We start from the raw sequence: 24272 nt of genomic DNA, 5'->3' as shown, positions 1-24272 counted from the left end.
GGTGCGGGACGGCCGCTTTCGCGCCGAGTACGTGCCCGGCGGTGCGGCCTCCGGCCGGTGGACGACCAATGGGGGCGGTGCCCTGCAGATCCCGAAGGTGGTGCGCCGGGCGGTGGTCGCCGATCCCGGCTGGCGGCTGGTGGTGGCGGACGCCGACCAGATGGAGCCCCGGGTGCTGGCCGCCGTCTCCCGGGACCCTGGGCTGATGGCGGTGGCCGGCGGTGAGCAGGACCTGTACACGGCGCTGTCGGAGCGCGCGTTCTCCGGCGACCGCGCCCGGGCCAAGCTGGCGCTGCTCGGTGCGATCTACGGCCAGACCAGCGGCGACGGGCTGAAGAACCTCGCCGCGCTGCGAAGACGGTTCCCCGCTGCCGTCGCATACGTGGACGAGGCCGCCCGCGCCGGCGAGGAGGGCCGCCTGGTCCGCACCCACCTGGGCCGCACCTGCCCTCCGGTGGGCCACGGGGACGGGGACGGGGAAGCGGACGGGGAGGAGGCGAGCGGCACGGGCCCGGAGGCGGGCGAGGGTGTGGGCGGCGAAGCCGGTGACCCGGGCGCCGGTGGCCCGGGGGCGGCGCGGGCGCGGGGCCGCTTCACCCGGAACTTCGTGGTGCAGGGCAGCGCGGCCGACTGGGCGGTGCTGATGCTGGCAGCGCTGCGGCAGCGACTCGCGCCCCTCGCTGCCGAACTGGTGTTCTTCCAGCACGACGAGGTCATCGTGCACTGCCCCGCCGAGGAGGCCGAACAGGTGCGGGAGGCGATCACGGCGGCCGGTGAGCAGGCGGCCGTCGCCGCGTTCGGACCGACCCCCGTGCGGTTCACCTTCACCACGGGCGTCGTGGAGTGCTACGCGGACGCCAAGTGACCGGTTGTGCGGAGCCGCTCGCCGACGAGCGGTCCCGCACGTGTCGGGAGACGATCGGTGGGGCAGTCGTGCAGCCGTGCCCGGACCGTCACGTGAGCCCGGAGCTCCGAGAGCCCGAAGGGGATGATCATGACAGCGTCGGCGCAGATCGGTGTCACCGGATTGGCCGTCATGGGTCGCAACCTCGCGCGCAACTTCGCCCGCAACGGCTACACCGTCGCGCTGCACAACCGCACCGAGGCCCGCACCCGGGAACTGGTGGCGGAGTTCGGTGACGAAGGCGCCTTCGTACCCACCACCTCGGCCCGGGAGTTCGTGGCCGCTCTGCGGCGGCCACGCTGCCTGGTGATGATGGTGAAGGCGGGCGGGCCGACGGACGCGGTGATCGAGGAGTTCGCCGAGCTGGTGGAACCCGATGATGTCATCGTCGACGGCGGCAACGCGCACTTCGAGGACACCCGCCGCCGGGAAGCGGCGCTGCGCGAGCGCGGCATCCACTTCGTCGGCACGGGCATCTCGGGCGGCGAGGAGGGCGCGCTGCTGGGCCCGAGCATCATGCCGGGCGGCTCGGCGGAGTCGTACCAGGCGCTGGGCCCCCTGCTGGAGCGGATCGCGGCCCGCGCCCCGGACGGTGCGCCGTGCACCGCGCACATGGGGCCCGACGGGGCCGGTCACTTCGTGAAGATGGTGCACAACGGGATCGAGTACGCGGACATGCAGCTCATCGCGGAGGCGTACGACCTGCTGCGGAAAGTGGCCGGCCTGGCCCCCGCCGAGATCGCGGACGTCTTCCGGAGCTGGAACGAAGGGCGGCTGGACTCCTACCTCATCGAGATCACCGCCCAGGTCCTCACCCACACCGACGCGGACACCGGCCGGCCGTTCGTCGACATCGTGGCGGACCGCGCCGAGCAGAAGGGCACCGGCCGCTGGACCGTGCAGACGGCGCTCGATCTGGGGGTGCCGGTGCCGGGCATCGCGCAGGCGGTCTTCGCCCGCTCGCAGTCCGGCCACACCGCGTTGCGCGAGGCGGCGGCGTCCCTGCCCGGATCGCACCAGGACGCGGGCGCGCCGCGGCCGGCGGGGCCGGCGGGGCCGGCGGGGCCGGCGGGGCCGGCCCGGCTGCCGGAGGCGGAGAAGGCCCGCTTCGCCGAGCAGATCGAGCAGTCCCTCTACGCCTCCAAGGTCATCTCCTACGCCCAGGGCTGGGACATGATCCGCGCCGGGAGCGCGGAGTACGGCTGGGACATCGAACTGTCGTCCGTCGCCGCCGTCTGGCGTGCGGGCTGCATCATCCGTGCGGCGTTCCTCGACCGCATCCGCGCGGCGTTCGCCGAGCGCCCCGGCCTGCCCACGCTGCTGGCGGATCCGGAGTTCGGCGGGGAACTGGGCCGGGCTCAGGAAGCCTGGCGGGACACCGTCGCCACGGCGGCGCGGCACGGGGTGCCGACGCCGGGCATGTCGGGGGCGCTGGCCTACTACGATGGGCTGCGTGCCGACCGGCTCCCCGCCGCACTCACCCAGGCCCAACGCGACTACTTCGGCGCCCACACCTACCAGCGCGCCGACCGCGAGGGTACCTACCACACCCGATGGGGCGGCGACCGCCGGGAGACCCGCACCGATTAGCGGGCAGGCCCTCCCGTGTCGGGGAGCGCCCACAACGGGGTACGCCCACGGTGGGCCGCGTGCGTAACAGCACGGTCCCAGGGCCGTAGCCGGATGGTCCGCGGAGCACCCTGTCCCCTCCTCCCTCACGTCTTGATCAGCAGTACCGCTGAGAACCGACGCGAGGGAGACCCGATGGCCACCGGATGCCGTGACTGCGCGACCTGCACCAAGTCGGGGCTGGGGAAGCTCGGACAGAAGACCGCGGTCGGCCTGATGTACCTGTGCACCGTGGGAATCGGCTACGTCCTCAAGCGCGGGTTGCGGCGCCACTGCCCCCAGTGCGGGCATCTGCTGTCCAACCACGCACGGCGCGCGGACGGTTCGTTCCGCGACTGAGCGTACGAGTCGGACCGAACGGCAACTGCGCGGACCTCCTCGGTCCGTCGGGAGCTGCCCGCTCCCGACGGCGAGGGGTGCCCGCACCTCCATCGTCCGCTCCGATGCCGGACGTTGCCGCGGCGGAGCCCTGGCCCGGGCGGACTTGACGCGCGCCCTCGCGACAGCCGAGCACTCCGGATAGCGAACGCGCACTTACGGACAACGGACCGATTCCGGCCAAACCCTTGATGCGCTCCTGACAGACACTCATCCGGGTGGCACTCTGCGACTGGCCGCCGCGCTACCGCGCGAACGTCGAGCGGCCGTTCCCCACGCGGCGTTCGGGAGGTCCCGGCCGCCGCACCGGTTCCATCACGTTCCACTGGTTCCACCGGTTCAGCCTTGCTTCGCCTTGTTCTGCCGAGAACTGCCCGGACGGTCATCCGCCGCCGGGTCTCCCAGGCCGTACATCCCTGCGGCCCGCAGAAGGAGTCAGCATTGCGAAGATCAACCTCCCACGGAAACCCCGCCACCTCCCACAGACGTCGCCCCGCACGTCTTCCCCACCCCAGGGCGTCGGCCGGTATCGCGCTCGGCGCCGTCGCCGCTCTGCTCTCGGTCGCCGTCCAGAGCGGACCGGCCACGGCTGACGACCAGGACCGCGCCACCGCCCGTACCACCGCCGCCAAGGGAGCCGACTCCGGTGCCCTGCCCGCCGATCTGTCGCCCACCCAGCGCGCCGCGCTGCTGCGGAAGGCCGACAGCAAGAAGGCCGCAACCGCCGAGAAGCTGGGCCTGGGCGCCAAGGAGAAGCTGGTCGTCCGCGACGTGCTCAAGGACCGCGACGGCACCGTCCACACCCGCTACGAGCGCACCTACGACGGCCTGCCCGTCCTCGGTGGCGACATGATCGTCGAGACCACCAAGAAGGGCAGCACCGAAGAGGTCGTCCGCGCCTCGAAGCACGCGCTGAAGAACGTCCCCGCCAAGGCGAGCGTGCGACCGGGCACGGCGGAGCGGCAGGCACTCAAGGCCGCCGACGCCGCGGGCTCGGAGAAGACCGACGCCGACCGCGCGCCGCGCAAGGTCGTATGGCTGGCCAAGGGCAAGCCGACGCTGGCCTACGAGACGGTCGTCGGCGGGCTGCAGGACGACGGCACTCCCAACGAGTTGCACGTGGTCACCGACGCCCGCAGCGGCAAGAAGCTCTACCAGTGGCAGGCCGTCCAGAACGGCATCGGCAACACCCAGTACAGCGGCCAGGTCACCTTGAGCACGGCCAGGTCGGGGTCGAACTACACGCTGACCGACAACGACCGCGGCGGCCACCGGACCTACAACCTCAACCGCGGGACCTCCGGCACCGGCTCCCTGTTCTCCCAGTCCTCCGACACCTGGGGCAACGGCAGCCCGTCGAACGCCGCCACCGCCGGCGCCGACGCCCACTACGGCGCGGCGGAGACCTGGGACTACTACAAGGACGTGTTCGGCCGCTCCGGCATCCGCGGTGACGGCCGGGGCGCCTACTCCCGGGTCCACTACGGCAACAACTACGTCAACGCCTTCTGGAGCGACAGCTGCTTCTGCATGACGTACGGCGACGGATCGGGCAACAGCAAGCCGCTGACCTCGATGGACGTGGCGGCCCATGAGATGACCCACGGTCTCACCTCGGCCACAGCGGGCCTCATCTACAGCGGTGAGTCCGGCGGCCTGAACGAGGCGACCTCCGACATCCTGGCCACGGCGGTCGAGTTCCATGCCGCCAACTCCGCCGACAAGGGCGACTATCTCATCGGCGAGAAGATAGACATCCGCGGCAACGGCACCCCGCTGCGCTACCAGGACAAGCCCAGCCGGGACGGCGCCTCCAAGGACAACTGGTACGCGGGCATCGGCAACATCGACGTGCACTACTCGTCGGGCCCCGCCAACCACTGGTTCTATCTGCTGAGCGAGGGCAGCGGCGCCAAGGTCATCAACGGCGTCAGCTACGACTCGCCCACCGCGGACGGCCTTCCGGTCACCGGGATCGGCCGCGAGAAGGCCGCGCTCATCTGGTACAAGGCGCTGACCACGAAGTTCACCTCCACCACCAACTACGCCTCGGCACGCACCGGGACGCTCGCGGTGGCCGGTGAGCTGTACGGCACCGACAGCGCCGAGTACAAGGCCGTGGCGGACGCCTGGGCAGGCGTGGCGGTCGGTGCCCGCTCCGGCGGCGGCGACCCGGGCGACGGCAAGACGTTCACCAACGACGCCGATGTCTCCATCCCGGACTACCCGGGCGCGGCGGTCACCTCCAAGATCACCACCAGCGGGCTGACCGGCCGGGCGCCCAGCAACCTCAAGGTGGGTGTGAACATCGTCCACACCTACAGCGGTGACCTGCAGATCGATCTCATCGGCCCGAGCGGCAGATCGTATCGACTGCACAATGTGGCGGCCGACCCGACGCCGAACATCGACACCACCTACACGGTCGACGCTTCGGCGGAGAACGCCAACGGAGTCTGGCAACTGAGGGTCCGGGACCGGGGCCCGGCCGACACCGGTCACATCAACAGCTTCAAGCTCACCTTCCCGTAACCCTCCGGATTTCCCTCGCCCGGTGCGCTCCGCGCGGGGGAAGACCGCACAGGACGCGCCGTGCCGGAGCCTGGCTCCCGGCACGGCGTGCGTGTTTCCGCTCCCGGGTTCCCGGCTCGATACAAGCTTCCGTCAGCTGCGTCCTCTGCGGGAAGGCGCTGCCTTCTCGGCGTCCTGCTGTGTTCCGGGCCGGTCGCCGGGCTCCAGCGCGTGGTACTCGTGTGCCAGCAGGGAGTTCATGGTGCCGCTCAGGTGGGTGACGAACTCCTGGAACTGCCGCAGTTGTTCGGGCGGGTATCGGGAGATCTCCGCCGCCAGACGTTCGGAGTAGGACCCGAAGAACTTGATCGCCTGCGGCCTGACCTCGGGGCTGCTGCGCAGGGTGACGATCCGGCGATCGGTGTGCTCCCGTCTCCGTACGACGTGTCCCGCCTTCTCCAGCCGGTTCAGCAGTGCTGTCGTGGCTCCCGAGGAGAGGCCGATCCGCTCGCTCAACCGTGCGGGCGAGAGCGGGGCGCCCTTGTCCTCCGCGTACAGGATCTCGGCCAGCGCCGCTGCGTCCGTCGAGTGGAGGCCCAGCCAGGCGGCGAACCTCCGGGTGAATTCGGCGTAGTTGGCGCCGAAGGTCCGCAAGTCTTCCATCAGCCGCTCGGGACTGGTGTCGGCACGTGCCACCGTGTGCTCCTCCATCGCTCAGCTTCACATCCTGTCGGTCCGGCTCGGGGCTCCGCCGGGTCGAAGCAGACGCCCCGTCCTCGCCACTCGGCCCGTCGACGGTGCCTCACCCCTTCATGGGTCACTTCACCATAAAGATTCACCGCTGTGGAGTCGGGCCGGTGCCGCGCACGTTGACAATGACACTGCCGCGAAATAACTTCACCACGGAGATACTTCAGAGCGGAGAAACTGTGAACGGCACCCCGGAAGCCCCTCCCACCGCACGCCAGTGGCTCGGCCTGCTCGCCGTGTCCCTGGGTGTGGCCCTGATCGTGGTGGACATCACGATCGTCAATGTGATCCTGGCCCCGGTCATCGAGGACCTGAAGATCGACTCCGTCGAGGCCCAGTGGATCCAGGAGTCCTATGCGATCTCCTTCGCCGCGCTCCTCCTGCTGACCGGCCGCCTGTGCGACGTGCTCGGCGCGCGTAAGGTCTTCCTCGTCGGCCTGGTGGTGTTCGGGCTGACCAGCCTGCTGGCGGCCGCCGCACCTGACGGCGGCACCCTGATCCTCGCCCGGTTCCTCCAGGGCCTGGGGGCCGCGGCGATCCTCCCCACCTCCCTGGCACTGGTGAACGCCACCTTCACCGGCCGGGCGCGCGGACAGGCCTTCGCCATCTGGGGTTCGACCATCGGCGCCGCCGCGGCGGTCGGTCCACTGCTCGGTGGCCGGCTGGCGGACTTCTCCTGGCGCTGGGCCTTCGGCATCAACATCCCGCTGGTGGCCCTGATCATCGTCGGAGCCCTCTGCCATCTCGACGCCTCCCCGCGGGTGAACGCCCGCATCGACGCGGTGGGCAGTGCGCTGTCGGTCGTCGGGCTCGGACTGCTCGCCTTCGCCCTGATCGAGGGGCGCACCTACGGCTGGGTGGAGACGGTCGAGCCCTTGGAGCTGGGCGACTTCAGCTGGAGCGCGAACCCCTCGCCGGTCTTCGTGGCCCAGGTGGTGGCAGCCGTGGCGCTGCTGCTGTTCTGGCGCAGACAGGCCGCGCTCGGGAAGGCGGGGAACGAGCCGCTGATGGATGTGCGGCTCTTCTCGATCCACTCGTTCCGCAGCGGCAACTTCGTCACCCTGCTGGTGGGCGTCGGCGAGTTCGGCATCATCGCCGTGCTGCCGCTGTGGCTGCAGTTCGCGCTCGGCTACAGCGCCTTCGAGGCCGGCCTGGCCCTGGTCGCCCTCGCGGCCGGCAGCTTCTTCGCCAGCGGCGCCGGCTTCTCGATGGCCGCCTCGGTTCCCGCGCTCCAGCAGGTGCGTATCGGACTGGTGCTGGAGGCGGGCGGTCTGGTGATGCTGGGACTCATCGCCTCGACGGACAGCACCTGGTGGCTGATCGCCGCCTCCCTGTTCGTCTACGGCGTCGGCGTCGGTTTCGCGACCGCCCAGATCACCAACGTGGTCCTCGCCGATGTACCGGTGGGCAGCGCCGGGCAGGGCTCCGGCATCCAGAGCGCGGCGCGGGAACTGGGCTCCGCGCTGGGTATCGCCGTGTTGACCACGCTCTTCTTCAGCACCCTCGCCTCCGACCTCAGGAACCGGCTCGGCGATGCCGGCCTGAGCGGTGAGCAGGCCGACCGACTGAGCGACGTCGTCACCAGGAGCGCCGGCTCCGTCATCCCCTCCCTCTCGGACGACCCGCGCACGGCGGACGCGGCCGAAGCCGCCCGCGAGGCCATGGCACACGGCCTGGAACTGGCGAGCTACACCTGCGCGGCGCTGCTCATGCTGGCCCTCGCGGCAACGCTGTTCGTCACGGCGAAGAAGCCGGCCGCGCCGTCTGCCGAACCCGCTCTCCCCGGCCAGGAGGTCAGCGCCGGTTGACCGACCCGGACGGGGGCCGCCCCGACCGGCGGCGCCCCGGACCGGCCGAGCCGGTCCGGGGATCGGCCGGTCCGGGGATCCGCGCCGTAGGTCCGCAGTCCCCCGGAACCGGGATCCGAGATCCCCGATCCGAGATCCCCGGAGAAATTCCAACAGCGTGGCATATCCGGCGGGTTCAGCCGAGCCGTGAGATGAATCACAGAGAATTCACCGAACATGTGAGCAACTGCCCGGCATTGCGCGGAATGCCGGGCCAATTGGTTCACCCAATTCTTCCGGGCTTCAGAAATCCCTGGTCAACGGGGTTCCTCGAGCGCTTACGCTACAGGTCCGGACGCAAAAACCGCTGCGACCGGGAATGCCCTGTCCCTGCTTTTCAGCTCAGCGTGACCATTTCCTCGGCCGTTCATCATCCGTTCACCGTACGGATGATGAGCCGTTTCCATCATCGATCCTACCGCCTGGATTTCGCATGCCCAAACTTTCCGTCATCGTGCCGTGCCACAACGTGCAGCAATTCGCGGACGACACCCTGCGGAGTCTCGCCAACAACGCGGGTCCCGCAACGGAGTTCATCCTGGTCGACGACTGCTCCACGGATGCCACCCCGGAGATCCTGGACGGGTGGCGGCAGCGCCTCCCGCACACCACCGTCATCCGGCACGAGGAGAACAAGGGCATCGCCCAGAGCCGCAACAGCGGAATCGACGCCGCCCGCGGCGACTACCTCACCTTCCTCGACGGCGACGACTGGTACGGCCCCGGGTACCTCGACGAACTCGTATGCACCATCGAGGAGTTGGACTGCGACTTCGTACGGACCGACCATGTGCAGAGCACCGGGACCACCCGGGTCGTACGCCGCGCTCCGGCGCCGGTGCGGGACACGGTGCTGCACCCGCGGGACGTGATCGCTCCGCCGCAGGCGGAGACGATGGTGGACTATCCCTTCGTCTGGGCCGGCGTCTACCGGCGCAGCCTGTTCGACGACGGCGCGATGCGGTTCGCCGTGGACCTGCGCACCGCCGAGGACCGGCTGTGGACCTGGCGGCTGCATCTGAGGGCCCGGTCCTTCGCGGCGACCGGCCTGCTCGGCATGTTCTACCGACGCGGGGTGGCCACCTCGCTCACCCAGATCCGCGACGCCCGGCAGCTGGACTTCATCCCCGCCCACGACGCGCTGCTCGCCGACCTCGCCGGCGATCCCCAGGGCGAGCGGTTCCTGCCCAAGGCGGTGCGGACCTACTGCGCCCTGCTCGCCTTCCATCTGGCCAACATCCGGCGCTACCACAGACCGGTCGCCAGACGGCTGAAGAAGAGGGTGACCACCGCGCTGCAGGGCATGCCGCAGGATGTGCTGGACACGACGCTGGCAGGGATGGACCACGAACGCGCCGACAAGCTGCGGCGCTTCCGCACGGCGGGGAAGGCGGCCTGACCATGTCCGAGTCCCGTCGAACCCCTCAGCCGTCCCCCGCGGCCCGGTCCGCCCGCCCCGCGCCTGCCGAGCCCGTTCAGATCTTCGAGGTCTCCACGCTCTACGGGGTGGCGACCCTGGCCGCCTCCTTGGACGCGGGGCAGTTCGGTCCGCCCGGCGCGGCCCGCAGGATCCTGCTGGTGTCCAACAACGCCGCGACACCGGAGGCCGCGACCCGCCTCGTCACCATGAACGGCTTCGCCACCCTCGCCCAGCGCTTCGACGAGATCATCGACTGGAACGAGGCCATCCGCCCCTACCACCCCAGCACCTGGTCGCCGTTGCGCGACGAGTCACCCATGTGGGAGCGGATGTTCCGCAACGCCTGGCAGCTGGGCAGCGCACCGGTGGAACTGGTCGTGGAATCGGTGCATGTCAGCCCCGCCAGGGCGCTGGCCACGATCTTCAGCGGCAGTGCCATCCACGTCTATGCGGACGGCCTGATGAGCTACGGACCCACCAGGGAGCGGCTGCCCCAGTGGCTGGGCTGCCGGATCCAGCGGTTGCTGCATCTCGATCTGGTGCCCGGGTTGCGCCCACTGCTGCTCGCCGAGCACACCGTACGACCCGAGATCGTGCCCAGTGACGCCTTTGTGAAGGTGCTCGGCGAGCTGGGCGAGGCCGCCGCCGGGGAGCCGGAGCTGGCTCGGGTCGCCGCGGACCGCCCGACCGCCGTACTGCTGGGGCAGTATCTCGCCGCGCTGAACATCCTCACCCCCGAGGAGGAGGAAGAGCTGCACGCGCGCATGCTGCGGGGTGCGGCTGCGGCGGGCCACGAGTGTGTGGTGTTCAAGCCGCACCCCACCGCCCCCGCACGCTACTCCCAGGTGCTGGAGAAGGCCGCCGCCCAGGAAGGAGTGCGGCTGCACATCCTGCGGGGCCCGGTGCTGGCCGAAGCCGTGTACGACCGCTGCCGTCCGACCCTGGTCGTGGGCTGCTTCTCCACCGCGCTGCTGACCGCGGCGGCCTACTACGACATCCCGATCGCCAAGGTGGGTACGGAGTCCCTGCTGGACCGGCTGACGCCGTACCAGAACAGCAATCGGGTACCGGTGACCATCGTCGACTTCGCCGTGCCGGACCTGGAGGCCGTCGCCGAGCACACCCCCATGGCCCCGCGGCAGGCCGACGAACTGGCGGCGCTGGTGCGGACGGTGGGCTACTGCATGCAGGCGAAGCTCCACCCGCTGCTGCGTGAGGACGCCGTCCAGTGGCTCGACGCACACCTGGGCGAGGCCACCGCCCGCTACTTCAAGCGCCGCCGGCTGACCGCGCTGGCGCTGCCAGGTGGTGGTACTTCGGTCCGCGCCCGGCTGCTGCGTACCAGCCCGTCCGCGCGCTGGGCGGCGCGCCGGATCCGCGCGGCACAGCGCGCACTGCGGCAAGCGGGGTGACGGACAGTGGGCGGGCCGGTGCCGGAGGGCTCTTCGGCACCGGCCCGCTTCTGGTTCCCCGCGGCTGCGTCCACCCGGCTGTGTCCCAGGGAGCGTCCAGCCGGCCCTAGCCCAGGAAGCGCCGCAGCTTCAGCCGGCCCCACAGCATGCTCACGGCGAAGGACGGGACCACGGTGAGGACCGCCAGGGCGGCCGCGGCCCCCGCCGCACCCAGCCAGCCGTGCTCCGCGGAGATGAACGAGGGCGCGAGTGTCTTCAGCAGGAGCACATGGAACATGAAGGCGCCCAGTCCCGCGTCCGTCAGCTTGCCCAGCGCCGGTCGCACCCGCTCCGGAATCCGCACCCCGTTGGCGGCGAACAGCACGCAGACGCTGAGGGCCGCCACGAAGATGCTGGCGTTGGGGATGACGAAGTGGATCCGGTCCTGTGACCACAGCACAGCGGCCAGCGCCACCAGCGCGCCCGCCAGCCACCAGCCCCGGTGTCGGCGTGCGGTGGCGGGCAGGCTGAGCAGCAGCGCGCCGACCACCGCGTAGACCAGCGAGTAGGTCCCGGTCTGCCAGCCGAAGCGCGGCACGTCCCAGCCGGTGAGCTCCTCCAGGTCGCCGAAGGCCGTGGGCCCCGCGGCGATCACCACGAGCGCCGCGACCACGCCCCAGGGACGCTTGCCCGCCTTCAGCAGCATCACGAAGCCCAGCATCAGGATCAGCGGGACATGGGCGTAGAAGTACCACAGGTGGAAGGCGGGCTGGACGGTGCCGAAGGCGGCGTCCAGCGCGAGCTTCGACGTCGGTGCGTCATTGGTGTCCCGCCACCGGCCCCAGGCGAGGTAGACCGCCGACCAGATGCCCACCGGGACGATCATGCGCAGTGAACGCGTGCGCAGCGTCCCCCCGTTGCGCGGCGGCGCTCCCACCAGTACCGCCCAGCCGGCGATCGCGAAGTACATGGGGACGGCCCAACTGGTCACCGAGTCGAGGAACAGGCCCGTCCAGTAGACCGCCCGGCCGTTCTGCGCGCTCTTGTCGACCGCCGCCATGCACTCGCCGCCGACGTGGCCGATGATGACCGAGCAGGCGCAGATGACGCGCAGCAGGTCGATGTCGAACCGGTGCCCTGGTCTGGCCGGCTCCCTGCGCCCGGCTCCGGTGTTCTCGGAGCTCGACCGGGGCCCGGGAACCGGGGTCTTCGGAGCCGTCGGGCTCACGGAAACTTCTTCAGTGGACATGCCCAGCCCTGTGAGTACGAGGAATTCCGCGCTACCTCGCCGATCACTGGCGAGCAGACGCCGGAATCCTGCCAGTCGACGTGTGCGGAAGCCTGTACGGAAGAGGAACAGCAGCCGAACTTCTTCGCCCCTGGCCGGCTCTCCTCCTGCTCACCGCCTGTGCGTCGGCAGTGTCCGGCCCGGCGCTGGCCGCTGTGAGCCAGCACACGAACGAAACCGTTTCGTTTCGCAGGGGGTTCGCGCTACGCTTCGTAGCGTACGAAACCGTTTCGTTCGGACCGGAAGGAGAGGGACGCATGGTCGAGGCCGCAGCGACGCGTCGCAGTCGTATCACCCCGGAGCGTGAGGCCGAGCTGTACGAGGCCGTGCTCGATCTGCTCCGCGAAGTGGGCTACGACGCCCTCACCATGGACGCCGTGGCCACCCGCACCCGGTCCAGCAAGGCAACGCTCTACCGCCAGTGGGGCGGCAAGCCGCAACTGGTCGCGACGGCCGTCCGGCACAGCAAGCCGGGACGGCTCGGCGACATCGACACCGGATCCCTGCGGGGCGACTTCCACGCCATCGTGGCGCGGGAGGACGACTGCACCATGGAGCAGAACTCCGCGCTGATGCGAGGGCTGTTCATGGCGGTGCACCACAATCCGGAACTTCTGCGGGCCTTTCAGGAACTGCTGATCGAGCCCGAGATGGCGGAGTTCCGCCGGGTGCTGCGGCGCGCCGTGGACCGGGGCGAGGTCCGCTCGGACAACCCCGCGCTGGACTACGTGGTGCACATGCTGATCGGAGCCTTCGCCACCCGGGCGCTGATCGAGGACCAACCGCCGACGCAGACGTTCCTCACCTCCTACATCGACGCCGTGGTACTCCCCGCCCTCGGCCTGCCGCCTCACTGACGAGTCCCTGAGCCGGCCCTCCCACCTGACGTCACCGCTCACGCCGTCGGGCTGATCACCCCTGTCCTGAGACCGCACGACTGACCGGGAGTACGCCCTCGTGGCCACGTTCCTCTACAAACTCGGACGCCTCGCCTTCCGGCGACGGCACATCGTCGCCCTGTTCTGGGTGGCGCTGCTGGCGCTCGCGGGTGCCGGCGCGGCCAGTGCCCCCACCGCGGGCTCCACCTCGTTCTCGATACCGGGCACGGAGGCCCAGAAGGCCTTCGATCTCCTGGAAGAACGCTTCCCCGGCGCAAGCGCCGACGGCGCGACCGCACGCGTCGTCTTCAAGGCGCCCGCGGGCGAGAAGATGACCGACCCCGACAACAGGGCGGCCGTCCAGCAGACCGTCAAGGAGCTGTCCGGCGGCTCCGAGGTCGCTTCCGTCGCCGACCCGTACGAGACCAAGAGCGTCAGCCGGGACGGAACGACCGCCTATACGTCGGTCTCCTACCAGGCCTCCGGTATGGAGTTGCAGGACTCCACCCGGGACGAGCTGAAGGAAGCCGCACAGGACGCACGCGACACCGGGCTGACGGTCGAGGTCGGCGGTGACGCGCTGACCACGACTCCGGAAACGGGAGCGACCGAGATCATCGGTATCGCCATCGCCGCGGTCGTCCTGATCATCACCTTCGGCTCACTGCTCGCGGCCGGGCTGCCGCTGCTGACCGCGCTCATCGGCGTCGGCATCGGTGTCGCCACGATCACCGCGCTGGCGAGCGCTCTGGAGCTGGGATCGACGACCTCCACCCTGGCCATGATGATCGGGCTCGCCGTCGGCATCGACTACGCCCTGTTCATCGTCTCCCGCTACCGCGCCGAACTGGCCGAGGGCCGGGAGCGTGAGGAGGCCGTCGGCCGGGCCGTCGGCACCGCCGGTTCAGCGGTGGTCTTCGCCGGGCTGACGGTGGTGATCGCACTGGTCGGACTCTCCGTCGTCAACATTCCGATGCTGACGAAGATGGGCGTGGCGGCTGCCGGCACGGTCGCCATCGCGGTCCTCATCGCCCTGACGATGATCCCCGCCCTGCTCGGCTACGCGGGCCGCAGGGTGAAGCCCGCGGGTGAGAAGAGCAAGCTGCTCGGCGGCGGCCGCGCCGCCAGGAAGGCGGCTGCACAAGGAGCGAAGCCGAACGCGGGCACGCGCTGGGCGAGCTTCGTGGTACGCCGCCCGGTGGCCGTCCTCCTGCTCGGTGTGGTCGGTCTCGGCGCCGCGGCGATCCCCACCTCCTCGCTGGAGCTGGGCCTGCCCGACGACGGCTCGCAGCCGACATCGACGACGCAGCGCCGCGCCTACGACCTGCTCTCGGAGGGCTTCGGCCCCGGCTTCAACGGCCCGCTGACCGTCGCGGTCGACACGGAGGCGAGTGACGACCCCAAGGGCGCCGTCACCGCCGTGTCCGGCCGGATCAAGGGCCTGGAAGACGTCGTGGCGGTCACCCCGGCGAAGTACAACCGGTCCGGCGACACGGCGATCATCACCGTGATCCCCGACTCCGAGCCGTCGTCGGCCGCGACCGAGAGCCTGGTCCACGGCATCCGCGACGCGGGGGCCGAGGTGCAGGCCGACACCGGCGCCGAGGTGCTGGTCACCGGCGCGACCGCGATGAACATCGACGTCAGCCAGAAGCTCAACGACGCGCTGGTCCCGTATCTGATCCTGGTGGTCGGGCTCGCGTTCCTGCTGCTGATCGTGGTCTTCCGCTCGATCCTGGTCCCGCTGAAGGCGGCCTTGGGCTTCCTGTTGAGCGTGCTGGCCGCGCTGGGGGCGGTCGTCGCGGTCTTCCAGTGGGGCTGGCTGGCCGGCCCGCTGGGCGTCGAGGAGACCGGCCCGGTGATGTCGATGATGCCGATCTTCATGGTCGGAGTGGTCTTCGGCCTGGCCATGGACTACGAGGTGTTCCTCGTGACACGGATGCGGGAGGCCCATGTCCACGGCGAGAAGCCGACCCAGGCGGTGGTGACGGGCTTCAAGCACGGCGCGCGGGTGGTCACGGCCGCGGCGGTGATCATGATGGCCGTCTTCGCCGGCTTCATCGGCTCCAGCGAGTCGATGGTGAAGATGATCGGTTTCGGATTGGCGACCGCGGTCTTCTTCGACGCGTTCATCGTCCGCATGGCGATCGTCCCGGCGGTCCTGGCCCTGCTGGGCAAGCGGGCCTGGTGGCTGCCCAAGTGGCTGGACCGAGCCCTGCCCGATGTCGACATCGAGGGCGAAAGCCTGCACACCGGCGCCGCGGACGAGGGCTCGGACTCCGACCCGGGCGACGAGCGGGAGCTGGTACGCACCTGACGCCACCGCACGGCACCAGCCGGTGCGGGCACCGTTCGCGACGATGCCCGCACCGGCTGTCCGGCTTGCGCGGGGGCGCCGACCGGAGGCGGCGCGTCGATTCGCCGGCGTCCGGACAGATTCGAGCTGTCACACCGTCGCACGGGATTCGCGAGATCGAGCCGAAGAAAAGCCGGGCCGACCGGAACCGGGCCGCAATGGCCATCGAGTCGGTATGGAAAAACACCGGTACACCGTCCGTGGAAAATGCGGACGATATACGGGTGCGAGGGCGCCGTGGGAGCTGCTACTGCTGCCCGGTCCACGGGTCGTGGAGGCGGCAGCCGATGCTCTGCGGCGAGCGCGGCACAAACGCAACGAGCTGGGGTCGCACGCAGGTGCGTACCCCAGCTCGTCGTATGCGTCAGCGTCAGGCGGGAACGATGTTCTCCGCCTGCGGGCCCTTCTGGCCCTGCGTGACGTCGAAGTTTACTTTCTGGCCTTCGAGCAGCTCACGGAAGCCGGTGGCGTTGATGTTCGAGTAGTGGGCGAAGACGTCAGCGCCGCCACCCTCCTGCTCGATGAAGCCGAAGCCCTTTTCCGCGTTGAACCACTTCACGGTGCCAGTAGCCAAAATACATCTCCTTCGGGGCGGTACCCGATGCCCGCACTGTGCAGGAATCGGAGTTGCCGCGATGATCACCCGTCCGGAAGAACCGAAATACACAAGACTCCCCCCAGGAGTCCTGGAAGGAGCACTTGAAGTTTCGGGGAACCACAACTGCAACTGACGAAACCGTAGCACGGGCAATCCCGGGAGCGCGACGATTTCCCGGTTCGGATCCACCGGGGCAGAATTTCTCAGCGCGCATTACTCGTGTTTCTGTAACGGCGAAATGAAATTTAGCTGCAGGGGCGGGTGCCGAACGGAACGGCGAGCGCCGGTCACCAGCAGCGCGTACCCGCGGGAGGAACAGCCGTGCGTCGACCGCCGGGCAGGCGTCGACCATCCGGTGGCCGCTGCGGAGCGACGTCAGCTTCGCACACCTGAGCAGCACACCTCTCGCCGCTCGCATTCCCGCTCGAAGCGGGCAGGAGAGCGCCGGTGCCCGGCCCGTCGCACAGCGGGGCGCGACCGTCAGGCATCGGCTTTCGACCCCGAGTCCGCCTCCGCGCCGCGCAGCTGCTCGTTGATGCGCTTGGCCTCTTCGAGCTGGTCTTCCAGGATGATGATGCGGCAGGCGGCCTCCACGGGCGTCCCCTGGTCGACCAGTTCCCGAGCCCGGGCCGCGAGCCGCAGTTGGTAGCGGGAGAAGCGGCGGTGCCCGCCCTCCGAGCGGAGCGGCACGATCAGGCCCGCCTCGCCGATGGCCCGCAGAAAGGCGGGCGTGGTACCGAGCATTTCGGCGGCCCGCCCCATGGTGTAGGCGGGGTAATCGTCGTCGTCGAGGTTGCTCGACAGGGTGGAAGGGTTGTCTGCGGCCACTGGCACCTCTCGGGAAACGTGTCGAGGGGCCCTGGCGCCGTACAGCACCAGGGCCCCGAGGGGATCAACACCATCCACCGGCTATGCGCCGGCTTCCTTTTTCCGCACCACCGTCCAGGAGGACGGTTGCGGGGATCGCAGCTGCGTGACCGGGGACCACCTTCCAATCCGGGGTCTGCGGTACCCGAGCGGTCTCTGCCTGCCCGGGCGATCCTGATGGCGCCTCTCTCCTCCTTCTCTTTCTGATCTGTTGTGCACTTGCTCGATCTTGCAGAACTGCATGCGACCCCTGGGGTCGCCCGGCCCGGCAGCCAGCGGTGGAGCCCTCACCATCCGGCCGCACCGCTCGACTGCCGGTCCACATCTTGCTCGACCTGCGTACGAGGCAGTTCGTCCTCTGCCTCGCCCTTCTGATCTCTGCGAGTACGAGAAAGACTCTACCCCCAGCACCTACTCATGTCTACTTCCGCGATCATAGATTTTCTCCGGGGCCAGTGTGCGGGATCCTCCTCCGTGCGCATGAGGGGAAGCGCGCGCCGCCGGTGCGTGACCAGGCGAGCCGCGCACAACTGGCTTCTTCCAGGAGGACAGGGCAGCGGCACGGCTCATACGGACGGGTACTCCTTGTCGGGTGCGGCTCAGCCGCACAGGGGTGTGACGAGAGAGCGGATGCGCTCGCGCCCCGGGGGAAGGAACTGCCCGGCATCGCGCTCCTGTTCCTCGCCCCCGGCCATGGGCAGTCGCGCTCGGGCCAACGGGCGTCCTTCACCGAGGTCTCGGCCGAGCTCTTCGCCGAACCGGGCCTTCCCGTGCTCCCGTGGGAACAGGCCGTTGCCACACCCGTCGACCTGGCGATATCCGCGGGTTTCGGCGGTGATCTGCACCTGATGAAGGGCAAGTTGTGCGTGCTGTCCCAGGGGGTGGGGTACACCAAGAAGCCGTCCAGGCCCGGAGCCGGGACCCGGAGCGGTGCGTCCAGCGACTCGGCCGACGGTGTCTGTGCGGCGAGCAACTGAGCCGCCGCTGTCCGAAGCGCGTAGCCGTTTCCCGCACAGCGCTCCGGGATTTCCGGCAGGGCGCCTTCAGGCGTGCCGAGGAAGACGGCACATCAGTGTGCCCGCCGGCAACGCCCATGACGTGCGGGGCGGTTATGGTCGATGAAGGGTGGGTCGGACACGACGGGGGGCTCGCGTTGCTCGGTCCAGCCGCACAGCCCGTACCGGTCGGCGGTATCCGCCATGCCGGGCACCAGCGCCCGGAACGCCATGGCCTTGGTGCGCCCACCGGGCTTGCGCTCCCCCGGCACCGGTGGGGCGGCGGCGCCTTTTCGCGACGCCCGACACCGCGCGCGGCCGACAAGAAGCGCATTGCCGCAGGTCGACCGGGTGCGGTGGGCGTATGACCGGCCGGCCGACGGTCGCGGTGCTGCCTCCGTCGCTGCGCACCTGGCTCGGGGCGCTCGCGGCCCTCGCCGCGCTGGTGGTTGCCGTGCTCGGGGTCCTGTACGCCGGGCAGGGTCGGCCCGGCACGGTGGACGCGCGGGTCTGGGCGGCGGTGGACGGTCCGGGGCCGCTATGGCGGCACGTCGCGCTGGCCACGGACTTCCTGGGGGAGCCCGCCGGAGCGGCGGCGCTCGTCGTGGCCGCCGTGACGGGGTGCCTGCTGCGTCGGCTTCCGCGCGCGGCGGTACTCGTCGTGGTCGGCGCCGGTCTGAGCGTCGGCACGACGACGCTGCTCAAGCACCTGGTGGGGCGCACCATCCACGGCGACGGCAATCTGTCCTACCCGAGCGGGCACACCGCCTTCCTCACCGCGCTCGCCCTCGCGGTGGCGCTGCCGGCGACCGGACGGCTCGGCCTCGGCAGAGCGGCCGGGACGTCACTCGTGCTCGCCGCCGCGCTGGTTGCCGGCGGCGCCATGGGGTGGGCGCAGGCCGCCCTGGGCGCGCACTATCCGACCGACGTCCTCGGCGGCTGGTGCACCGCGCTGGCGGTGGTACCGGCAGCCGCGTGGCTGGTCGACCGGGCGGCCGACGTCTGGTGGCGCGACCGGCGCTGACGCCGCCGCACCTCACGCTCACGCCGAGCGGCGGAAGACGGGCTTCACCGGCCGGCCGGCCAGCCAGGGAGTGGGGTCGGCGGCGTCCAGTGCCTTCCGGTAGACCGCACATGCCTGGGCCACCGCCTCGACGGTGTGGTCGATGTCGGCGTCGCTGAGCGCACTGCTCACCACGAACGAGGGGGCCAGCACTCCGCCCGCGAGGAGTTGGCGCAGAAACAGGGTGCGGTACCGCTGCGACGGCTGCCGGTTCTCGTCCAGCGTGGCGAAGACCAGGTTGCTGGCCCGGCCCCGGACGACGAGGTGGTCGCCGACGCCCGTGCCGGCCGCGGCGTCGCGGACGCCGGCGGCCAACCGCTCGCCGAGTGCGTGCAGCCGCGCGGTGACCCCCTCGGTGACGTAGGTGGTCTGCACGGCCATCGCGGCGGCCAGCGAGTGCGTCTCCGCGCCGTGGGTGGTGGACAGCAGGAACACCCGGTCTCCGGAGTGACGCAGCCCGCCCCGCTCCATCAGGTCGCGGCGCCCGGCCAGCGCGGAGACGGCGAATCCGTTGCCCAGCGCCTTGCCGAAGGTGGAGAGGTCGGGGACGACGCCGTAGAGGCCTTGGGCGCCCGCTTCGGACCAGCGGAAGCCGGTGATCATCTCATCGAAGATCAGTACGCAGCCGTGCCGGTCGGCCAGCTCGCGCAGGCCGGCGAGGTATCCGGGCGTGGGGTCTCCCCTGCCGGAACCGAGTTGAGGGCTGGGGGAAGGCCCGGTGTGGGTGGCCGGTTCGAGGATCAGGCAGGCGATCTCGTCCTGGTGGCGCTTCAGCAGTTGCTCCGTGGCGGCCAGGTCCCCGTAGGGGAACGCCACGGTGAGGTCGGTGGTCGCCGCCGGAACTCCGGCGGACATCGGTGTGGTGCCGATGAACCAGTCGTCGACGGAGAAGAACGGATGGTCGGCGCAGACGGCCACCCGTGGGCGCCCGGTGGCGGCGCGGGCGAGGCGCACGGCGGCGGTGGTGGCGTCGGAGCCGTTCTTCGCGAACTTGACCATCTCGGCGGTCGGCACCGTGTCCAGGAAGCGTTCCGCGGCTTCGACCTCCACGATGGACGGCCGCACGAAGTTGCTGCCGCGGTCGAGTTCCCGCCGCACCGCCTCGATCACGCGTGGGTGGGCGTGGCCAAGGCTGACCGACCGCAGGCCGGAGCCGTACTCGATGTAGCGGTTGCCGTCGATGTCCCACACGTGGGCACCGCGGCCGTGGCTGATGACCGGGGCCAGGTGTTCGGGATACTGATCGTCGCCCTTGGCGTAGGTGTGGGCGCCCCCAGGGATCATGGCGTGCAGTCGCTCGTTCGCCTGCCTCGACCTGGGCAGCCGCAACTTCTCGGTGTCCACGCCGACTCACCTCTCCTTCTGCTGCAGTGCCTCGGCGAGGCGCGGCGCCTCCCGGTCGCGCTGGGACATCGAGGTGACCGGCAGCGGCCAGGGGATCGCCAGCTCCGGGTCGTCGTGGGCGATCGTCACGTCCTCGGCCGGATCGTGCGGGCGGTCGATCCGGTAGGAGATGTCGGCGGTCTCGGTCAGCGCCTGGAAGCCGTGCGCGCACCCCGCCGGGATGTACAGGGTCACCTGCGTCTCGCCGGACAGCTCGAAGAAGGCCCGGTTGCGGCAGGTCGGCGAGCCCGACCGCAGATCCACGACGACGTCGAAGATGCTCCCGTACGAACACCGCACCAGCTTGGCCTCGCCGGCCCCCGAGCGCAGATGCAGGCCCCGCAGTACGCCCCGGGCCGAGCGGGACAGGCTGTCCTGCACAAAGGCGCCCGGATCGAGGCCCACCGAGCGGACCACGTCGGCGTCGAAGGTGCGGCAGAAGAAGCCGCGCTCGTCGGCGTACGGCGCCGGCTCGAACAGGTACGCGCCCGCTATCTCCGGGACTTCGATCGCTTTCATGGGGCCTCCCGATACGCATGGGCGTGGGCATGACCGGACGCCGGGGCTGCCGGGAAGACAGCCGCTGTCAGGGCGGCGAACTGGTGGGCGAGTTGGCGGGCGACGACCCGGTTCTGCTCGGCGAGGGTCTGCCGCAGCTGGGCCGAGCGCCGCTCCAGCGCCCGGAACTGTCGCAGCAGCCGGTCGGCGTCGATCTCGCGGGCCGGGTGGCGGTACGCGCCCAGCCCCATCCGGGCCATGAGCGCGTCGCTCTTCGCCGCGTAGCTGAGGGCGAGCGTCGGGGTGCCGGCCTTCAGCGCGCAGATCAGGTTGTGGTACCGGGTCGCCACCACGGCGTCGGCGGCCGCCGCCTCCGTCATCAGGTCGGCCAGCGAGGCCGTCTCGGCGGCGGTGACCAGCGGTGAGTCCACCGCGTCGAGGATCGCGGCGACCACCGGCCGGTCCACCTCGTCACCGATGAGCAGCCGGACCGGCCGGCCGTCCTCGACCAGTGCGCGGACGAAGCGGATCGTCCCGTCGAGGTAGCGCCGGTGGATCTCCTCGGCCCGGGCGCGGTCGTCGTTGCCGCCGTGGAAGGCCATGACGCCGACGCAGACCGGGCCCCGCGGGCTCGGAACGGGCCCCGGGAGCACACTCGTCCGCGGTGCCGGCAGGGCGAACGCGAGGTCCGGGTGGACCTCGTCGCGCGCGGTGTCCACGCCCATTCGCCGCATCGCGTCGCGGGACGGGGCGTCCCGGTACGACCGGTACGCGGCCAGCCGCGCCGACCAGCGCACCAGGGCCCTGGTCGGCCGGTCGCGGATCGCGTCCGCGCCGACACCGACCAGCGCGACGCGGGTGCCGAACAGCCGGCCGCTCGCGCAGAGCAGGAACAGCGAGTACGGGAAGCCCCACGGCCGCAGCGGCAGCGTGGCCTCCAGGACGCCCGTGCCCGGCACGATCACCACGTCGTGCCGACGCACCCAGGCGGCGGTGCGGACGGCGTCGACGAGCTTGCCCAGGCCCTTCCCCGCCATCGCGCCCGCACGTGTCGCGGTCCGGTACTCCCCGCGGTACCAGTGCAACCGCGTCGCGGGGATCCGGTACCGCCTCTCGACGACCTCGGGTCCGCCGCACAGCGCGTCCACGACCGCCTTCGGGTGCTCGGCGCCGAGGTACCCGAGCAGGGCCTCGAACGACCCGTCGTTGCCCAGGTTGCCGGAGCCGAGCAGTCCGAACACCCCGACGCGCACCGGGTTTCCGTCCGCGGTCGTCACGCCTGCCTCCCCTCACGTCCGGCGACCAGGGCGTCGACGGAGACGGTGAGCCGGGCCGGGTCGGCGGGGGCACGGTCCTCGACCCGCTCTCCGGCACCCGGCCGGGCGCGGCTGGCCGCCCACGCGGCCAGGTGGCGGTAGCAGGCACGCCGGTCGGCCGGGGACAACGGCGCCCGCCGGATCGCCGAGACGAAGCCCCAGACGTACTCGGCGAGCAGCCGGGGCGTCGGGTGCAGCGGGCCCGCCCGGCGTGGGTCCAGGTTGACGCACCGGGAGCGCTTGGACGGGTTCGCCCGCTCGGCGCGGGTGGGGTGGTCGCGGCGGAAGTACAGCAGTTCCGGCGCCTGGTGGAAGGCTCCGTGCAAGGCGATCTCGGCGACGAACGTGCGGTCCGCGTGGTGATAGCTGCCGTGCGGCTTCACCCTGCGCAGCACGTCGGCCCGCATCACCCCGTAGAAGTCGTCGCCACCGGGCTCGAACAGCAGACTGCGGAAGCGCTCCGGCGCGTGCGGCGAGTCGGTGGCGAGCCCGTACTCGTACGGGACCTTCACGCGGCCGTCGCCGTCGATGACCGCCTGGCCGGTGTGCGCGAGGATCACGTCGGGGCGCTCGTCCAGCGCCGCCACACAGCGTCGCAGCAGGTCCCTCGCGTACAGGTCGTCGTGCGAGGCCCACTTGAACAGTTCGCCGCGGCACTCGGCGAACACATGGTTGTGGTTCGGCGCGGCGCCGATGTTCCGGGGCAGCCTCAGGTAGCGGATACGCGAGTCCCGCGCGGCGTACTCGCGGCAGATGTCCTGGGTGCCGTCGGTCGAGGCGTTGTCGGAGACGACCAGTTCGAAGTCCTCGTAAGTCTGGCCGAGCAGGGCGTCCAGCGACTCGGCGAGGTACTCCTCACCGTTGTACACGGGCAGGCCGATGCTCAACCGGGGGCGGTCGGTCATGTGGTCCTCACTTCGGGGACGGAATCTTGACGGTGCCGGCGCAGCGCGGACCGCAGGTGCAGCCACCACACGGCCGAGCCGCAGACGGTCGCGGCGGCGACGCCCCAGGCCGAGCCGATCGTGCCGGCCACGGCAGCGCCACCCAGGCCGCCGCCGACGTAGCAGATGGAGGCGAACAGCTGGCTGCGCAGACTGCGCCGGGCCGCGCCGAGTGCGCGCAGCCCGGCCGCCGCGCCGGTGCCGAGGCCGGCGCCCGCGACGCCGAGCGTGGCCGGCACGATGAGCTCCGAGGCGGAGTGCCAGACGCCGCCGAGCACCAGCTCGCCGGCCCGGTCCGGCACCAGCAGCAGTGCCGCGCCCCAGAGCAGCGCGGCGGCGGCCTGTCCGCCGCCCAGCAGGAGGCAGAAGGTGCCCAGCCGGTGCGGGGACCGCCGCAGCACGCGTGCCGCCTCCGCGACGGTGACCAGCGACAGCCCCATCAGCACCGCGAGGAACGGGCCGAGCAGGAGTTCGGCGCCCCTCACCACACCCACCGCGCTGACGCCGACGATCGCGCCGAGCCCGTAGGCCCGCAGCTGGCCGGCGCCGCTGTTGCTGACGTTCTCGACCAGGTACCGGTAACCGAGGTCGCGGTGTTCGCGCAGCCACTCGCGCGTTCCGCTCGACCGGGGCCGGATGCCGGACTGCAGGCAGCCGTAGGCCGCGGCCACCGTGGCGGACGCGCCCCAGGCGAGCACGAATGCGGCCACGCTGCCGACGCGAGCGGCCACCACCATGGCCGGGACGAGCGCCAGGCCCCACACGAGGTCGTTGACGAACGCCTTGCGCCCGGTGCCGGCGGCGAAGAACGCGTACCGCCAGGCGTCCTGCAGCAGCAGCCCTGGCAGCATGACGCCGAGGCAGGCGAACGCGGTCCCCACACCGCCGCCGAGCGCGGAACCGACGGCCAGACACGCCGCGCCGAGGGCGGCACCGACGCCGAGCGCGGTACCCGACGACCGGGCCGCGGCCCCGCGCCAGGAGGCGTCCGACACGCCGCTGAAGCGCACCATGAGCGGGTCGGTGGCCAGCCCGCGGGAGACGCTGAGCACCACGCCGTAAGTCACCCAGGCCAGGCTGAACGCGCCGAACGCGACCAGCCCGAGCGAGCGCGCCACATAGATCCCGACCGCGAAGTTGGTCAGGCTGGAGGCCGCCTGGTCGGCCAGTCCCCACGACAGCCGGCCGACGATGGCCCGCCTGGCCGACCCGGCCGGTGGCGCCGGTGTCCGTGGATCCGCCCCCTCGGTGGCCAT

The 24272-nt window shown here is 71.0% G+C and carries 20 protein-coding genes; 11 read left to right on the top strand and 9 right to left on the bottom strand.

Annotation, left to right across the window (positions count from 1 at the left end; translation table 11 throughout):
- The 4 genes from KBY19_RS24580 to KBY19_RS24565 form a co-directional block, all read left to right on the top strand.
- On the top strand, positions 1 to 865 hold an 865-nt coding region (locus KBY19_RS24580), incomplete at its 5' end, for a bifunctional 3'-5' exonuclease/DNA polymerase (RefSeq protein WP_210966738.1).
- Positions 866 to 994: 129 nt separating this feature from the next.
- Positions 995 to 2494, top strand: a complete 1500-nt coding sequence (gndA, locus tag KBY19_RS24575; RefSeq protein WP_210966737.1) for an NADP-dependent phosphogluconate dehydrogenase — start codon at positions 995 to 997, stop codon at positions 2492 to 2494.
- Between the two features lie 174 nt (positions 2495 to 2668).
- Positions 2669 to 2872 (top strand): hypothetical protein, encoded by a 204-nt coding sequence (locus KBY19_RS24570; protein ID WP_099878488.1) that lies wholly within the window; start codon positions 2669 to 2671, stop codon positions 2870 to 2872.
- A 480-nt stretch (positions 2873 to 3352) separates the two neighbouring features.
- Entirely contained in the window at positions 3353 to 5443 is a 2091-nt protein-coding gene (locus tag KBY19_RS24565) for a M4 family metallopeptidase (protein WP_099878490.1), read from the top strand.
- Positions 5444 to 5575: 132 nt separating this feature from the next.
- Here KBY19_RS24565 and KBY19_RS24560 read toward each other — a convergent pair whose 3' ends face one another.
- Positions 5576 to 6133, bottom strand: coding sequence for a MarR family winged helix-turn-helix transcriptional regulator (locus tag KBY19_RS24560; RefSeq protein WP_210956301.1), 558 nt, complete (start codon positions 6131 to 6133; stop codon positions 5576 to 5578).
- Positions 6134 to 6351: 218 nt separating this feature from the next.
- Here KBY19_RS24560 and KBY19_RS24555 point away from each other — a divergent pair, with 218 nt between their 5' ends.
- The 3 genes from KBY19_RS24555 (at position 6352) to KBY19_RS24545 (ending at position 10851) form a co-directional block, all read left to right on the top strand.
- Entirely contained in the window at positions 6352 to 7980 is a 1629-nt protein-coding gene (locus tag KBY19_RS24555; protein ID WP_307843608.1) for an MFS transporter, read from the top strand.
- 472 nt (positions 7981 to 8452) lie between these two features.
- Positions 8453 to 9418 carry a glycosyltransferase family 2 protein gene (locus KBY19_RS24550; RefSeq protein WP_210966735.1) on the top strand — a complete coding sequence of 322 codons (966 nt, stop codon included), beginning with the start codon at positions 8453 to 8455 and terminating at the stop codon, positions 9416 to 9418.
- Positions 9419 to 9420: 2 nt separating this feature from the next.
- Positions 9421 to 10851, top strand: a complete 1431-nt coding sequence (locus KBY19_RS24545) for an alpha-2,8-polysialyltransferase family protein (protein WP_221505919.1) — start codon at positions 9421 to 9423, stop codon at positions 10849 to 10851.
- A 106-nt stretch (positions 10852 to 10957) separates the two neighbouring features.
- On the opposite strand, the gene KBY19_RS24540 is transcribed toward KBY19_RS24545, so the two are convergent.
- The gene (locus KBY19_RS24540) at positions 10958 to 12058 is read right to left on the bottom strand and encodes an acyltransferase (protein WP_307843607.1); all 1101 of its coding nucleotides are present in this window, start codon (positions 12056 to 12058) and stop codon (positions 10958 to 10960) included.
- Between the two features lie 317 nt (positions 12059 to 12375).
- On the opposite strand from KBY19_RS24540, the gene KBY19_RS24535 reads away from it, so the two are divergent.
- Together KBY19_RS24535 and KBY19_RS24530 are read left to right on the top strand one after the other, a co-directional pair.
- Positions 12376 to 12975, top strand: coding sequence for a TetR/AcrR family transcriptional regulator (locus KBY19_RS24535; RefSeq protein ID WP_099878500.1), 600 nt, complete (start codon positions 12376 to 12378; stop codon positions 12973 to 12975).
- A gap of 100 nt (positions 12976 to 13075) precedes the next feature.
- Positions 13076 to 15313 carry an MMPL family transporter gene (locus tag KBY19_RS24530; protein WP_099878502.1) on the top strand — a complete coding sequence of 746 codons (2238 nt, stop codon included), beginning with the start codon at positions 13076 to 13078 and terminating at the stop codon, positions 15311 to 15313.
- 409 nt (positions 15314 to 15722) lie between these two features.
- Here KBY19_RS24530 and KBY19_RS24525 read toward each other — a convergent pair whose 3' ends face one another.
- Positions 15723 to 15926 carry a cold-shock protein gene (locus KBY19_RS24525; RefSeq protein WP_027735515.1) on the bottom strand — a complete coding sequence of 68 codons (204 nt, stop codon included), beginning with the start codon at positions 15924 to 15926 and terminating at the stop codon, positions 15723 to 15725.
- Between the two features lie 504 nt (positions 15927 to 16430).
- Positions 16431 to 16778: a MerR family transcriptional regulator gene (locus KBY19_RS24520; protein WP_099878504.1), complete on the bottom strand. Its 348-nt coding sequence runs from the start codon at positions 16776 to 16778 to the stop codon at positions 16431 to 16433.
- A gap of 542 nt (positions 16779 to 17320) precedes the next feature.
- Here KBY19_RS24520 and KBY19_RS24515 point away from each other — a divergent pair.
- The gene (locus KBY19_RS24515; protein WP_099878506.1) at positions 17321 to 17794 is read left to right on the top strand and encodes a hypothetical protein; all 474 of its coding nucleotides are present in this window, start codon (positions 17321 to 17323) and stop codon (positions 17792 to 17794) included.
- A 382-nt stretch (positions 17795 to 18176) separates the two neighbouring features.
- Entirely contained in the window at positions 18177 to 18836 is a 660-nt protein-coding gene (locus KBY19_RS24510) for a phosphatase PAP2 family protein (protein WP_099878508.1), read from the top strand.
- Between the two features lie 18 nt (positions 18837 to 18854).
- On the opposite strand, the gene KBY19_RS24505 is transcribed toward KBY19_RS24510, so the two are convergent.
- Genes KBY19_RS24505 through KBY19_RS24485 form a run of 5 tightly spaced genes read right to left on the bottom strand, consistent with a single transcriptional unit; the run spans position 18855 to position 24272 of the window.
- On the bottom strand, positions 18855 to 20219 hold the full coding sequence (locus KBY19_RS24505) for a glutamate-1-semialdehyde 2,1-aminomutase (protein ID WP_099878510.1): 1365 nt from the start codon (positions 20217 to 20219) through the stop codon (positions 18855 to 18857).
- Positions 20220 to 20225: 6 nt separating this feature from the next.
- Entirely contained in the window at positions 20226 to 20777 is a 552-nt protein-coding gene (locus tag KBY19_RS24500) for a dTDP-4-dehydrorhamnose 3,5-epimerase family protein (RefSeq protein ID WP_210956306.1), read from the bottom strand.
- Complete coding sequence (locus KBY19_RS24495) at positions 20774 to 22033, bottom strand: polysaccharide pyruvyl transferase family protein (protein WP_099878514.1); 1260 nt, start codon at positions 22031 to 22033, stop codon at positions 20774 to 20776. Before KBY19_RS24495 ends, KBY19_RS24500 begins: the two co-directional genes overlap by 4 nt.
- On the bottom strand, positions 22030 to 22977 hold the full coding sequence (locus KBY19_RS24490; RefSeq protein ID WP_099878516.1) for a glycosyltransferase family 2 protein: 948 nt from the start codon (positions 22975 to 22977) through the stop codon (positions 22030 to 22032). Before KBY19_RS24490 ends, KBY19_RS24495 begins: the two co-directional genes overlap by 4 nt.
- Positions 22974 to 24272: a hypothetical protein gene (locus KBY19_RS24485; RefSeq protein WP_210966739.1), complete on the bottom strand. Its 1299-nt coding sequence runs from the start codon at positions 24270 to 24272 to the stop codon at positions 22974 to 22976. Before KBY19_RS24485 ends, KBY19_RS24490 begins: the two co-directional genes overlap by 4 nt.

It is taken from the genome of Streptomyces sp. B15, from assembly GCF_018070605.1.
In the GTDB taxonomy this organism is placed as follows: Bacteria; Actinomycetota; Actinomycetes; order Streptomycetales; family Streptomycetaceae; genus Streptomyces; species Streptomyces smyrnaeus.
Note: the sequence above shows the minus strand (reverse complement) of the source record. Positions and strands in the feature narration are given on the sequence as shown.